This is a genomic window from Bacillus sp. AFS040349, from assembly GCF_002577655.1.
Lineage (GTDB): Bacteria > Bacillota > Bacilli > Bacillales > Bacillaceae > Metabacillus.
The window spans coordinates 1-13,864 of sequence record NZ_NUMC01000136.1; the positions used below are offsets into that span (position 1 = coordinate 1).

General features: G+C 34.8%; 12 protein-coding genes and 2 pseudogenes. 9 read left to right on the forward strand and 5 right to left on the reverse strand.

Translation table 11 applies throughout. The features are described from left to right. Positions 1-94: 94 nt before the first annotated feature. Positions 95-250: a hypothetical protein gene (locus COD11_RS27105; RefSeq protein WP_176551215.1), complete on the forward strand. Its 156-nt coding sequence runs from the start codon at positions 95-97 to the stop codon at positions 248-250. A gap of 52 nt (positions 251-302) precedes the next feature. On the opposite strand, the gene COD11_RS23030 is transcribed toward COD11_RS27105, so the two are convergent. Genes COD11_RS23030 through COD11_RS23040 form a run of 3 tightly spaced genes read right to left on the reverse strand, consistent with a single transcriptional unit; the run spans position 303 to position 3,559 of the window. Beyond that, positions 303-2,300, reverse strand: coding sequence for a hypothetical protein (locus COD11_RS23030; protein WP_098799246.1), 1,998 nt, complete (start codon positions 2,298-2,300; stop codon positions 303-305). Further along, positions 2,275-3,177 (reverse strand): ABC transporter ATP-binding protein, encoded by a 903-nt coding sequence (locus COD11_RS23035; protein WP_098799247.1) that lies wholly within the window; start codon positions 3,175-3,177, stop codon positions 2,275-2,277. Before COD11_RS23035 ends, COD11_RS23030 begins: the two co-directional genes overlap by 26 nt. Then, a complete protein-coding gene (locus tag COD11_RS23040; RefSeq protein WP_098799248.1) occupies positions 3,152-3,559 on the reverse strand; it encodes a GntR family transcriptional regulator in 408 nt (135 codons plus the stop codon). The genes COD11_RS23035 and COD11_RS23040 overlap by 26 nt, the downstream gene beginning before the upstream one ends. Positions 3,560-3,741: 182 nt before the next feature. Here COD11_RS23040 and COD11_RS28270 point away from each other — a divergent pair. The 5 genes and pseudogenes from COD11_RS28270 to COD11_RS23060 form a co-directional block, all read left to right on the forward strand. Beyond that, positions 3,742-4,275 (forward strand): annotated as a pseudogene (locus tag COD11_RS28270) (protoglobin domain-containing protein); the annotation flags it as partial. Between the two features lie 273 nt (positions 4,276-4,548). Further along, positions 4,549-5,052, forward strand: a complete 504-nt coding sequence (locus tag COD11_RS28275) for a methyl-accepting chemotaxis protein (RefSeq protein WP_483296312.1) — start codon at positions 4,549-4,551, stop codon at positions 5,050-5,052. A 195-nt stretch (positions 5,053-5,247) separates the two neighbouring features. Beyond that, a complete protein-coding gene (locus COD11_RS23050) occupies positions 5,248-7,143 on the forward strand; it encodes an ABC-F family ATP-binding cassette domain-containing protein (RefSeq protein WP_098799250.1) in 1,896 nt (631 codons plus the stop codon). A gap of 389 nt (positions 7,144-7,532) precedes the next feature. Further along, the gene (locus COD11_RS23055) at positions 7,533-8,258 is read left to right on the forward strand and encodes a 5-formyltetrahydrofolate cyclo-ligase (RefSeq protein WP_098799251.1); all 726 of its coding nucleotides are present in this window, start codon (positions 7,533-7,535) and stop codon (positions 8,256-8,258) included. A gap of 85 nt (positions 8,259-8,343) precedes the next feature. Beyond that, positions 8,344-9,435: a nitric oxide synthase oxygenase gene (locus COD11_RS23060; protein WP_176551216.1), complete on the forward strand. Its 1,092-nt coding sequence runs from the start codon at positions 8,344-8,346 to the stop codon at positions 9,433-9,435. A 46-nt stretch (positions 9,436-9,481) separates the two neighbouring features. Here COD11_RS23060 and COD11_RS23065 read toward each other — a convergent pair whose 3' ends face one another. After that, entirely contained in the window at positions 9,482-9,613 is a 132-nt protein-coding gene (locus COD11_RS23065; protein WP_098799252.1) for a YflJ family protein, read from the reverse strand. Positions 9,614-9,962: 349 nt separating this feature from the next. On the opposite strand from COD11_RS23065, the gene COD11_RS23070 reads away from it, so the two are divergent. Next, positions 9,963-10,937: a methyl-accepting chemotaxis protein gene (locus COD11_RS23070; RefSeq protein WP_098799253.1), complete on the forward strand. Its 975-nt coding sequence runs from the start codon at positions 9,963-9,965 to the stop codon at positions 10,935-10,937. Continuing rightward, a pseudogene (locus COD11_RS23075) lies at positions 10,923-11,441 on the forward strand (methyl-accepting chemotaxis protein); the annotation flags it as partial. The gene COD11_RS23070 and the pseudogene COD11_RS23075, both read left to right, overlap by 15 nt. 53 nt (positions 11,442-11,494) lie before the next feature. Here COD11_RS23075 and COD11_RS23080 read toward each other — a convergent pair. Then, positions 11,495-12,772 carry an MDR family MFS transporter gene (locus COD11_RS23080; RefSeq protein WP_098799255.1) on the reverse strand — a complete coding sequence of 426 codons (1,278 nt, stop codon included), beginning with the start codon at positions 12,770-12,772 and terminating at the stop codon, positions 11,495-11,497. Between the two features lie 252 nt (positions 12,773-13,024). Between COD11_RS23080 and COD11_RS23085 the strand changes: the two genes are divergently transcribed. Next, on the forward strand, positions 13,025-13,690 hold the full coding sequence (locus COD11_RS23085; RefSeq protein ID WP_098799256.1) for a hypothetical protein: 666 nt from the start codon (positions 13,025-13,027) through the stop codon (positions 13,688-13,690). Positions 13,691-13,864 lie beyond the last annotated feature (174 nt).

The following is a 13,864-nucleotide window of genomic DNA, read 5'->3' on the forward strand; positions in this document are numbered from 1 at the left end:
TGACATAGTACGCTGTCACTACCCGGTTTTTGTCGAATTAAAATAACTTATTTGTACATATTAAAAATGATATTGCTGTAAGGAGGGGTCATTTATGTCTAAAGAAGGCAGACAAAATTCGGAGCAATCAACTAAGCAGATGGCAAAGCAACAAGGCAAAAATGATATTGAATTTGGTACAGATGTTCAAATAGGAAATAGTCAGCATCAGAGCCAAAAGAAGAGCGGTAGACAGATGAATAAAAAGTAAGTTGAACTAATAAAGAAGCAGCTAAAAAGTTATTAGCTGCTTTCTTTCATTTCTATTTTATCTGCTCTTTCATCTGATCTGTCATATACTTATCAGGTATAGAACCATACCATTCATTTCCGTCCTTTAGAATGAGTTTCACATAATAAGTATGATCTGATGAATACTCAGTAAAGTGGCGGATAAGTGTTGTTAGAGACTCTTTATCAGTTATTGTCGCATGCTTTTGACCAGTTTGATAATACTCTTCTGGTGAGAACATATCTTCAGCTTGATTTTGAGGGTTTACAATTGTCAATTCAGCTTCCTTAATATCATGAACATCAATCCGAGCATCCTCTAAATAACCATGTTCATCTAACCACTTCGTAACATTGTCATAAGACTTTTTCCAATCAATTGAATAGCCGTCAAAAAAATGTTCCTCGTTATTACTACGCTTGAATTCAATGTCAATATAAGCCCAAGGAGTTGCTGGACTGACAATATCTTCTATAGATTGAGAGAGTATATCTTTTTCTAATACTCTTCTAAATTCTTCAATTTCTTTTTTATCTGAAATCGTAATCGTATTAGTGTGATGCCCAGGACCAACTGGATGAATTCTCATATTTAAAATATCTTCTCTTTGTAACTGGAAGAATTCAGGTTTGTTAACAATATAACCCTCTGATTCCATTACAGGTGTAAGATTTTTTTGGAAGGCTTCAGCAGGTAATTGATACTCGCGTGTAAATTGTTTACCGTCCTTCAGTCGGTATGTAATGAATCCTTGTACTTTGTTTATATCTGAATGCTGCTGTGATTCAATAAAATCTTTTTGATTGATAATTTCTTCATGGAGGTTTCTTACGTCTTGGATATAAAGCTTATTATCGGAAAATGGGTCAATATCGTTTCTAATTAACTCTTGCATATCATACTTATTACCGAAGTAAACTTCTTCGATTTGATCCATTCTAGGTAGATTAGCTTCATAATTGATTAAGTCTGTTTTAATACCTAATAGTACAGCGATAAATATAACACTGTAAATGATAAATCCTGTAAAGAAATGGAGGCGAAGGATACGCCATGTTTTGAGTAAAACCATTTCAGCTACTGTATAACCAATTAACGCTCCAATGATATAGCCAAATATAATCCAATTCCAATTAAGATCACCTGTAGCAGAAAAATAACTGCCACCTAAAATCATACTGCAAAAAGTTACACCATATTTAAAAATCGGTCTTAAGAAAGGAAAGGCAATAACATCAGTTGCTCGTTCTAGCTGTCTTAATTTATATAAAACTAAACCAATAACAAAAAAGAACACAGTAAAAAGAATATAGATCATTATTTCAAGGATTGAATATGGTTGAGGTCCTTCCCAGCTTCCAACGAATCGTAGAAATGGAGATAGATACATAAGTTCTTCTTCTATAAAGGCAGTCGTAAACCCAAAGAGAAGAAAAGAGAGATTATATGTAACCATCGTAACCATACCAATAGGTAAAAAAAGAAGTATATAAGTTAAAATTGCCTGTACAGTTGACATCCCTGTAATAAAACCAACTGCAATGGAAAAAGAAAACATCATGCACGTTAATAAAGTAACAATACCTATCCAAGAAAAAAGATCTGAAATTGTTAGAATATTAGAAAACCCTTCAATTGTATTTGTCACAAAGAATGTAATAATGGCCGTTATAATGATCGGTACAATTAATAGAAGTAGACCACTAATTACATGACTGACATATAATGTTTTTCTTTTAATAAGAAGGCTATGGATCATATCTACTGAAGCTTCATTTTGTATGTAGCGGAACAGTAATAATCCTGCAGCAACTGGGACTGCAAAGTATAGAACGATTTGTATCTCTGGATTCACCATTAAATAATTCTTATAATCTGAAAAAATGACATATTTTCTAGATGCGATTTGAAGGAGGCCAAGTGGTAATGTAAATAAAAGACTAACTAAATAGACAAGGCTAATCCATCCAAATTGTCTGAAGTCTTGCTTGATGACAGCATTTTTATAGAAGGATTTTCTCGATTTCATAACCCACATCCTCCATTTCATAAATAAATATTTCTTCTAATGTTAAAGGTAATAGATCATAAAGCAAAACATCTGTTGAATGAATGATTTTACTAATTTTTTCTTCACTACCTCGAACAATTAAAAGAGAAACACTTCCTCGTTTTTCATAATGTAAAATATGCAGCTGATTTAATAGATGCTCCTCGTGTGTAGGATCAGCTAAAGCTAGTTGAACCTTATGGGTATCAGATTTTAAGTCATCTATTTCTTTTTCAATCATGATTTTTCCCTTATGCATAATCCCAACATGATCGCATAAGTCCTCGATTTCTCGAAGATTGTGAGAAGATATAATAATTGTCATTTCTCTTTCAGCTACATCTTGAAATAATAGATTTTTAATTTTTTGCCTCATAACAGGATCAAGACCGTCGATTGGTTCATCGAGGATCATGACATCTGGCATCGCTGATAAAGCAAGCCAAAAGGCCACTTGTCGCTTCATGCCTTTAGATAGTCTATGTACCTTTTTATTTAAGCCAATATTAAAGGCTGAACTAAGCTGCTCAAAACGTTTTTGGTTCCATTTTGGATAATACTCTCTGTATTGAGATGCCATTTGAGCTACTGTCGCTTGCGGGAAAAAATAAAGAACATCTGGAATAAATATAACCCGTTCTTTTATTTGTACATTTTCGTAAGAGGGTATGCCATCAATCAAAATCGTTCCCTTATCAGCTCGATTAATGCCTGCGATTATTTTTAAAAGTGAGGTTTTTCCAGCCCCATTAGAGCCTAATAATCCATAGATTGATCCTTTCTTAACATGAAGGGTAAGGTCATCTACAGCAAGGTGATCGTTATATTTTTTATTTACGGAATTTACCTGAATCATTGTATTTTACCCCCTTTGTTTGGTGATGTGCTTCATCAAATAATACGTATAAATCTTCTTTTGTTAACCCTAAATAGATCGCTTCGGCAATTAGTTTTTTTATGTCGCTTTTTAGATCATCCAATTGTTCATTGCTTGGCATATGTTCTATTGCAGAAACAAAGTTTCCCTTCCCTTTAATGGAGTAGATATATCCTTGATTTTCAAGCTCACGATAAGCTCTTTGAATCGTATTTGGATTAATCGTTAACTGACTTGAGAGCATTCGAACAGAAGGTAATTGCTCATCAGGCTTAAGAATCCGGTTGATGATAAGCTCTTTTATTTTGTCGACTAATTGCTCATATATGGGCTTTCTGCTTCTTACATCTAATTGAAACATTTGTAACCCCCTTCGTCTTAACTGTATTAATATACTTAATACAGTTAATGGTAAAGTTTTATGGAAGATAATGCAATATAAAATTTAGATATTTTAAGTTATTTTGTAGGTGTAAAGATATACAAATGTAGTACAAATATTATACAATAATGAAAACGTGAAACTGAGAGGATGGAAGACAGATGTTTGGATTAAAGAAAAAACCAATAGAGGATTATACATTTCAACCAAAAATTAATTTTCCAGAAGACCATGAAATTGCGGTTGTTTCTGATAAAGAAATTTCTTTAAGACTTCAGTATATGGGCTTTAAAAAAGAATATCTTGAAATACTACAACAATCACAACCTTTTTTATTAGATATCATCGACGAGGTACTGCAAAATGTTCTAAATCACCTTTTCAAACAACCACTACTACAAAAGATAGCCACAGAAAATACGACTAGAGATCGGTTATACAAAGTGTTTGTACATTATTTTAAAAGTATCCTTAGTGGAAATCTTGATGAAGAATATTTTCAAATGAGAAAAAGAATTGGAAGTACACACAATGGTGCTAGTTTACCAGCGTCATGGTTTATTGCTACTTATTCTGCATTGAACACCTTGTTAATTCCTCAAATTGTAAAAAAGTTTGAAAAGGATCCAGAAATGCTATCAAAGGTTCTTTTGGCTGTAACACATGTGACAAATCTTGATTCACAATTAGTAATTGAAAACTATATTGGATCAAGAATGAATGAGCTGGAGCAACTAAATGCGTCCAAAGAGTCTCTACAGAAGGAATTAGTAGCTATTAGTCAAGAAGTTGCAGCTTCAGTAGAAGAAACGGAAGCAACGATCTATGAAACAAGTACAAAAGCTGACCAAATACGAAAGGAAATAGAATTAACTCAGAAAAGTAGTCAAAATCTAGTTAGCTTAACAAATGAAAATGAATCACAAATGGGATCAATGATTGGTACCTTTAATGATGTTATTGGCGGGATGGACAAGTCAATCAAGGGAATTATTGATTTGAAAAATACTTCAGAAATGATACTGGCTATGACAAGAAGCATCGAAGAAATTGCTGATCAAACAAATCTATTAGCATTAAATGCCTCAATTGAAGCGGCTAGAGCTGGTGAAGAAGGAAAAGGCTTTGCCGTTGTGGCATCAGAAGTAAGAAAACTCGCAGAAAACTCTAAAAAGATGAGTAATGAGATCAAAACATTAGTTGAAAAAAATAATAACTCTACTAAACATTTAGTTGATAATATGAAAGCGATGAATGACTCAACTCAAGCATCACAAGATAAAATTCAGCAGGTAAAAGGTGGATTACTTACAGTAAAGATGGAAATGGTAAACTATTTATCAATGTTTGATCGCAATAAACATGATCTTGATTCTATTGTTCAATCTATTAAAGAGATTAATCATACAACGAGCAGTTTATCTGTATTAGCTAACTCTTTATTAGAGAAAGCTGAGGATGGTCAACAGTAGATTAGGAGATGCCGCGTAATGCGGCTTTTTGTGTTTGGTGCTTACGCAGCTATTTTTGTCGAATGATAGATTATATGGCAAAATTGATAGATAAAAAAGGAAGTCCTTAATTTTGCCTCTATTGCTCCCACTTTTCTTACTATTAACTACCTGTTATGCTATACAATAGATAAAATTGTTGAAGGATTGGATAAAATGAGCATATTACAGGTAGAAAATCTATATAAAACATATGGTGAAAAGACATTATTTGACCATATATCATTTACCATTGCAGCAAAGCAGAGGATTGGATTAATAGGAGTTAATGGAACGGGAAAATCAACACTATTAAAGGTGATTGCGGGCATAGAGTCAGCTGATTCAGGTGAGATAACTCATTCAAATACAATAAGAATTGAATATTTATCACAGCAGCCAGAATTAACTGAGAACTTAACAATTTTAGAGCAAATCTATTACGGTGATGCCCCGATCATGCAGGTAATGAGAGAATATGAACTTGCTCAAAGTGAACTTGAACGGGACCCAGAAAATGAAACAAAGCTCAAGCATCTCATGAATGTGCAGGCGAAAATGGATCAGCACGATGCTTGGGAAGCAAATACTGTAGCAAAAACAATATTAACGAAACTAGGAATTACCGACTTTCAAAAGCCGGTCAACCATTTATCAGGTGGTCAAAAGAAACGGGTTGCTATTGCTAAAGCCTTAATTCAGCCTGCAGACATACTCATTCTCGATGAGCCGACGAACCATCTTGATAATGAGACAATTGAATGGCTTGAAGGCTTTCTAGCACAATATAAAGGTTCTATTGTTCTTATCACTCATGATCGTTACTTTTTAAACCGTGTAACAAATCAAATATTTGAATTAGATCAGGGCCAGCTTTATACATATTCAGGTAACTATGAGGTTTTCCTAGAGAAAAAAGCTGAGAGGGAAATGAACGCAGAGCTAGCTGAAGAAAAACGTCAGAACTTGTTAAGACGCGAATTAGCCTGGCTTAGACGAGGTGCAAAGGCACGAACTACTAAACAAAAGGCACGAATTGGTAGAGCGGAGGAACTTCAGGAACAAAAAGGACCTGCAGCAAAGCAAGATTTAGATTTTTCGATTGGTTCCACTCGACTAGGGAAAAAGGTGTTAGAGCTTGAACATATTTCTAAAGCTTATGATGGCAGAAGCCTTATAAATGATTTTAGTTATTTAATTACTCCAGGTGAAAGGCTTGGAATTATCGGTCCAAATGGAACAGGAAAGTCGACACTTTTAAATATTATGGCAGGGCGTATTAAAGCTGATCAGGGAACAATTGATGTAGGAACAACGGTTAAAATTGGTTTTTATACACAAGAGCATGAAGAAATGGATGAAAACCTTCGTGTTATTGAATATATTAAAGAAACAGCTGAAGTAGTCTATACGATTGATAATCAAGTCATAACAGCTGAGCAGATGCTTGAACGCTTTTTGTTCCCTCGCTCAGCTCAATGGACCTACATTCGTAAGCTCTCAGGTGGAGAAAGAAGAAGGCTCTACTTATTAAAAGTTTTAATGGAGGAGCCAAATGTTCTTTTTCTAGATGAGCCAACAAATGACCTTGATACACAAACATTAAGTGTGTTAGAAGATTATTTGGATCAATTTCCGGGAGTTGTGTTAACTGTATCCCATGATCGCTATTTTCTTGATCGTGTAGTCGATCATCTGATCGTTTTTGAAAGCAATGGAAATATTACTCGATTCCAAGGCAGTTATTCAGATTTCATGGAAGAGAAAAAACTACAGGAAATGAATTCAGTAAAAGAAGAAACAGCTACCGATAAAACCTCATACAAAAAGGATAAGAAAAAACGCCTTTCCTATAAAGAACAGCAGGAATGGGAAGGAATTGAGGATAAAATTGCCGAGTTGGAAGAACGAAAAGAGCAACTAGAACAGGAGATTGCTGCAGCAGGAAGTGACCTTGGAAAAGTACAAGAGCTTTATAAAGAGCAAGAGAAAGTCGAGCAAACCTTGGACGAAACCATGGAACGTTGGGAAGAATTATCTCTTCTAGTTGAAGAAATTGAACAGAGTAAATAATGGAAGAAGACTTAGTGCACCCTATGAAGTGTATTAAGTCTTTTTAGCTTTTTGATAGGTAAGTTATCTTGTGGAAGAGCACGATCTATAAATTTAATTAAACATTTGTTCAAACTTACATTGAGGAATTACATGGGTTGTGTTGTCTGTAGTCAGGTCAAACCGGCTTCTGATCAAGTCAAAATCATAAGACGTTAAGTCAAAACAAGGATTGGTCACGTCTAAATCCGGTAGTCACGTCAAAAGGTTCTCCGTTCTCAAAATGCAGTCAATCCATTCGAACTATCCGAATTGAAACATACACTTCATATAATCCTCATACGTGTGTATCCTTTTCACTTTGTTTATAATACAGGTAACAAACGTAATAGAATGGAGTTTAGTTTTATATGAAAACAAAGGATGAAATTAGACATAAGGTTTGGAATCAGCTTACTGAGGAGAAGAACGGGCGCTTTCCTTTTCCTCTAGTAAATCGGATTCTTAACTTTAAAGGATCGGAAATTGCTGCAGCTCATATTACAACATTGCCGGAATATAAAGAAGCAAAAGTGATTAAAGTAAATCCTGATGCTCCACAGCTTCCGTTGCGTAAACAAATTCTTTTAGATGGGAAGGTATTACTTGTCCCTACTCCACGTCTTAAGGCTGGTTTTATTTTGGTAAAACCGGAGTGGGTTCCTGCTGGGGAGGAACGTAAAGCCGCAAGCTTAAGTCACATTAAATCATATGGAAAAGAAATTCCTTTAACAGAAATACCGCCCATTGATTTAATGGTCGTTGGTTCGGTTGCAATTCATTCGGACGGGAGAAGACTGGGGAAAGGGGAGGGCTATGCTGATCGTGAATATGCAATTATCCGTGAGTTGGGTAACCCACCTGTTCCAATTGTTACGACTATTCATAGTACCCAATTAGTTGGTGATGATATTCCTAGAGATACATTCGATTTAACGGTAGATTGGATTGCAACTGAAAATGGACTTACAAAAACTAATTCTCCATATGAAAAACCTAATGGTGTTGAGTGGAACCATGTTTCAGAGGAAGAAATGATCGAAATGCCGGTATTAAAACAGCTTTGGGACCTAAAGTATTCTAAGAAAGAAATTTAATCAACGAGAGTTTAGAATAGACGCAAGGAACGGACAGGAAGTAAGATATAAGAAAATATGTAAGAACTTTTAAGAGGTGACCAGATTGGTTGCAAACGTGCAGCTAGAACATGAAGCAATTGAATTTATAAAAATCGCTTATAAAGAACTTGGGAAATCAAGCGACCAAATAGATGAACGAATAAAAGAACTTAAATCTCAAATAGAATACAAAGGCTATTACGACCATACCTTTGAAGAGCTCGAGCATGGAGCGAAAATGGCATGGCGAAACAGTAATAAATGTATTGGGAGATTATTTTGGAATTCATTAACTGTATTTGATCAACGCCATACACAATCAGAAGAAGAGGTTTTTCAAGCGTTGCAAAATCATATTTCCTTTGCTACAAACGCTGGTAAGATTAGGCCGGCTATCACTATTTTTAAGCCTTCATTAGGGAAAGAAAATGATGTTAGAATATGGAATCATCAATTAATTCGCTATGCAGGATATGAAACAGAGCACGGAATTTTAGGAGATCCGGCTTCTATCTTGTTTACAAAGCAATGTGAGAAACTAGGCTGGCGGGGAGAGGGAACGAATTTTGATGTGCTTCCACTCATTATTCAGGTTAATAATCAACATCCTAAGTTGTTTGCAATACCAGAAGATAAAGTATTAGAGGTGTCTATCGTCCACCCAGAAATAAAAGCTATAGCAGATCTTCATTTAAGATGGTATGGTGTTCCAATCATTTCCGATATGAAGCTGGAGATTGGTGGGATTGAGTATACAGCAGCCCCATTTAACGGTTGGTATATGGAAACTGAAATTGGTGCAAGAAATTTAGCTGATTCGTTTCGCTACAATCTTCTACCTAAAATAGCTTCGATTATGAATTTAGATACAAGAAGTCATGCAAATCTATGGAAAGATAGAGCGCTTATCGAACTGAATGCTGCAGTTCTTCATTCCTTTAAAAATGCAGGTGTAAGTATTGTTGATCACCATACTGCTGCTCAGCAATTCAAACGGTTTGAACAAAACGAACGTGAAAATTCCAGAGACATTACTGGTGACTGGACGTGGTTGATTCCTCCTGTATCACCTACAACAACACATGTTTTTCATCAAAGCTATGAAAATAAAGTGATAAAACCAAATTATTTTTATCAAGCATTACCATATGACTAATTAGGGGCACACATTATGGTGTGCCTCTAATTCTTTTAAGAGAAAATTATTTGCTATGTTTCTCAAGAAGGTTAGCTAGAAAATGTTTTTTGTAGCTTTCGAGTTTTCTCTCTTCATGACGGCGAACACCTAATTTCTTAAGTTCTTCAACATACCATCCTTTGCTTCCGTAATGCATTGAAATCACCCTTTCAGCTGAATTTTTTAGAATAAATAGAGCATCGTTCAATAGAACGTAACAAAAATAGCCTCTATTCCGATAAGAATAGAAGCCATTTTAAGTTTTGTGGTGTCATTGTAACATCTATAAAACTGTGTGAAAAGGGGGGATTTTCAACTTTTTTCTTAAAAAACTGCCGTAGAGCGATTTTAAAGAACAGAAAAATTTTATGATAAAAAACATTAGAAATTGACAAATGCTTTGTTTTTTAGAGAAAACTCGAATTATTTTGCAAATTATAATGGGATATTTTGCCCATTCATGATATATTTTCTTTATAAAAGGGGTACACATAAGGGGGATATGTATGAATGCGATAGAAAAAATGGTTAATACTGATATGACGAAAAAAAATACATTAATGTTTATTAGTTTCTCCATTTCCTTGATAATGGCTATGGCTAAAACAATAGCAGTTCAGGATATGTCCAAGGGGATTTTTTATGGAGGAGAATTGTTAGCGTTTACATTGCTGTATCTTATCTTTCAAAAGCTATTAAATAAACCAGTATTTTTCCCGTACACTAGTATTTTTACAATCTATGTATTTTTGATTTCTGCTCTTTTTATATGGGGGCCGAATGCTGAAATTATTATTATTATTTTATTTTTAACCTTAATTTCCTCTATCCATATGAAGAGGGATATCTTTGCTTTAGGCTATACACTAGGGTTCATCGCTTTTACTTTATCATTTATTTTGAGACAAGAAGATAACTTAGCTTTATCAACTATTTTTGCTTCAGCAGGAATTGTCTATGTATTATCAGGGTTAGTCCTTGGAATTGTTATTCAATTAAATGCACGACAATTCCGTCAGCTACAGAATTTTCTTGATCAGGCTGAAAGTGAAGCGAGTGAGAAAGAGAAACAGAAGCAACATCTTGAAATAAATGTATCTGGAATTGTGGAAGCCATTTCGATTGTTAATAAGCAAGTTCAAGATAGTTTAGAAGCGCAACAAGAAATGAAACAGGCTATTACAGAAGTGTCAGCAGGCAGTCAAAATCAATCAGATCAAATTAACGATATATCTGAAAATGCACAGCTGACGATGCAATCAATGGAAAAGCTTCATTCTATTTCAAATGATCTAAAAGAAGATTCCACTCGTGCAAGTAACATTATTCTTGAAGGGAATCAGCAGGTATATGAATTAAATTCAGATATGCACCAGTTAAAAGCTATGATTACTGAGTTAGATCATACGTTTAAGTTACTAACAAACACAATTACAGAAATGAATCAATTAACAAATTCAATAAAGGAAATCACTGACTAAACTGGTTTGCTTGCCTTAAATGCGTCTATTGAAGCTGCCCGAGCCGGTGAATCTGGCAAGGGGTTTTCAGTTGTTGCTTCAGAGATTAGAAAGTTAGCAGATGTGACAAGGGCTACAACAGAAAAAATAAATGAAAATCTTCAAACTTTAAATGAAAGTAATGCAGCTGCTGTTTCAAAGATGGAGGACAGTTATTCTTTTATTGATCGAAGTGTAAAGTCAACGGACAAGGTAAGTACATCGATCGATCATGTGAAGAAAACATTAGAAAACCTATCTTCGCAATTTGAACAATTTACACAGTTTGCTAATCTTGTGAAAGGTCAGTCACGTGATGTACAGCTATCCACAAATGAGCTGGCAGCTATTATTGAACAATCTTCAGCAAGTCTTCAGGAAATGAGTGCAACTGTTGAAAACTTAACAGAGGATAACAAGACAATTGCACAATTAATGGGAGAAACGTCTATAAAAGCTGAAAATTTGAGACATACAAATTTATGACATTCATACAAAAAAGCTGTAAAACGAGATACTTCTTCGTTTTACAGCTTTTTTTAACTAGCTTCTATATGTTTAACCTGTTTTAATTCTGCTTTTTGAAACATCACATAATATAAGAATCCACTTAATACTGCTAGTGCTCCAAGAATCACAAAAGTAATTTGATAACCAAACCATAATGACATTGGGATGGCGATTGGTGCAATCGTACGCCCAATTGTATATCGCAGGCTAGCAGCGGCAAAATATTGACCACGCATATGATCAGGGGCAAGTTTTGAAACAAACGTTTGTTGGATTCCGGCTGTCATAAGTTCTGCAAATGTAAAGATTGCCATAGCTAGGATGTAGAGCCAAAGAGAGCTCGTAAAACCGAAAACAACCATTGAGATTCCATAGATGAAAGAAGAAAGGACAAAAACATTCCTCTCTTTGAATGTCCCCATCCATTTTGTTATGAAAATTGTAAATAGAGCCACAAGTAAACCATTTTCTGAAAGAATCAAGCCAAATGCTTGCTCACCGTTTAATGTTAAGGACCAATCACCAAAGCGGAACATTTCTTGCTGTTGAATCATGTCTGTCATATAAACAGGAATAATCATATCTAGCTGCATAAAGGTAAGTGCAACGAGAACACCTGCAATTATATAAAGTAAAAACGTTTGGTCACGGAAGATAATTCGATAATCTTGGATTTGTTGTAGTATGGGACTATACCATCTCCGGGCCTCATCAGCTGAACTTGCTTTGTAGGGAGGTGCAGTTTCTCTTGTTTGCTTTGCTAATAAAAGAGAAAGCAACATACAAATGAATCCTGCAACTAATAATACTTCAAATGGATACTGAACATAAAAAATTGCACCTAAAATAGGTCCGATGACAACAGCAATATTAATAGATGTATAAAAAATAGCAAAAACGCTACTACGATGCTTTTCTTCAACTACGTCGGCAACCATTGCTTGAGAGGCTGGCCAGTAAAAAGAACCAAATACTCCTGCGAACGCAAAACAAATAAAGCCGAGAATAGGCATTTCGAGCCAAGGAGAATTTGATAATGCAAATATCATAAAGGATAAACCTTGACCACATGAAGCCATTACCATCATGGTTTTTCTTCCGAATCGATCAGCACAATATCCACCCATTAAATTGGCAAGAACTGAAAAAACTTGCGATATAATAAGGAATAAGCCGGCCTGTGCTTTACCGAATTCATCAGCGAAATAAATCGTTAAAAAGGGGAAGAACATCCAAAATGTTATGTTCATCAAGGCTTCACCAAATAATCGTATCTTAAGATTTGTATCCCAATCTCTTATTTTCATTTTGAATACCTCGATTCTAAAAATCTACGTTCCTCATCATACTCTTTCGGGTCACGAAATACAATAGAGTTTTGAAAAATTTTACTTAAACGTAATGTGGTTTTTTTGTATTTAAAGTTTTATTTAGACCTAACTCACATACATGAAGAGTTTCGCAAATGTTGTTTTCTTGTTCATAAAGAGGGAATTTATAATTTTAAAGGAAGTTGTACAAAATGAAATAAATAAAACATTCATTCGAGGAGGGCTAGAGTGAAAAAAACTTATCTTCTATTTCTTATTATTTTACTCTTAACAGGTTGTGTGCAAAGTACAGAAGAGCAAGGAGATCAACCTGTAGAAGAAGATAATGTAACAGAAGAAGAAACAATAGATACCGAAACAAATGAGGAAGAAGCAGCTGAGCCACCAAAAGATGATAAGGAGCTCGTATTAGAAAATGCTGAAAAAGTAATAGGTTACTTAAAGGATCAAAACTTTAAAGAACTTTCTACCTATGTTCATTCGGATAAGGGTGTGTTGTTTTCGCCATACGCTTTTATAGAGGACGATGCTGTTACATTCAAGCAGGAGGACATCTTGCATTTCTTCCATTTCGAAGAAGAGTATACATGGGGGGTAAGAGATGGAAGTGGTGAGCCAATTAAGTTAATTCCAAGTGAATATTATGATGAATTTATTTATGATGCGAGCTACCATCAGGCCGATGAGGTCGTTTATAATCCAGAACAAGCACGAGGGAATAGTATTAAAAATATCAGAGACAAATTTCCTGATTCTCAAGTTGTTGAGTATTACGTAAAAGGAACAGAGGAAAATGGCAATATGGATTGGAAGGCATTAAACCTTGTTTTTGAAAAAAATGCTAAGGATGAATGGAAGCTTGTTGCGATTGTTCATGATCAGTGGACGATATAACGTGATTAATCCTGTATACCTGTGAGTTTAAGCATCATAGGTGTACAGGATTTTTTTGTTTGCTTCATAATTGTCTTATCAATATGATAACAACTGATCGTTCCTGTTCCCAGAAAGACACCATCACCTTAAATTCAAATCGGAAGGTTTTTAATCCTGTTCCGTTTCTTGTCA

Excerpts from the sequence above, each read along its gene's own strand:
- COD11_RS23050 (WP_098799250.1), top strand. The coding sequence starts at position 5,248 with ATGAGCATATTACAGGTAGAAAATCTATATAAAACATATGGTGAAAAG.
- COD11_RS23035 (WP_098799247.1), bottom strand. The coding sequence starts at position 3,177 with ATGATTCAGGTAAATTCCGTAAATAAAAAATATAACGATCACCTTGCT.
- COD11_RS23055 (WP_098799251.1), top strand. The coding sequence starts at position 7,533 with ATGAAAACAAAGGATGAAATTAGACATAAGGTTTGGAATCAGCTTACT.
- COD11_RS23040 (WP_098799248.1), bottom strand. The coding sequence starts at position 3,559 with ATGTTTCAATTAGATGTAAGAAGCAGAAAGCCCATATATGAGCAATTA.
- COD11_RS23080 (WP_098799255.1), bottom strand. The coding sequence starts at position 12,772 with ATGAAAATAAGAGATTGGGATACAAATCTTAAGATACGATTATTTGGT.
- COD11_RS27105 (WP_176551215.1), top strand. The coding sequence starts at position 95 with ATGTCTAAAGAAGGCAGACAAAATTCGGAGCAATCAACTAAGCAGATG.
- COD11_RS23065 (WP_098799252.1), bottom strand. The coding sequence starts at position 9,613 with ATGCATTACGGAAGCAAAGGATGGTATGTTGAAGAACTTAAGAAATTA.
- COD11_RS23030 (WP_098799246.1), bottom strand. The coding sequence starts at position 2,300 with ATGAAATCGAGAAAATCCTTCTATAAAAATGCTGTCATCAAGCAAGAC.
- COD11_RS23070 (WP_098799253.1), top strand. The coding sequence starts at position 9,963 with ATGAATGCGATAGAAAAAATGGTTAATACTGATATGACGAAAAAAAAT.
- COD11_RS28275 (WP_483296312.1), top strand. The coding sequence starts at position 4,549 with ATGGACAAGTCAATCAAGGGAATTATTGATTTGAAAAATACTTCAGAA.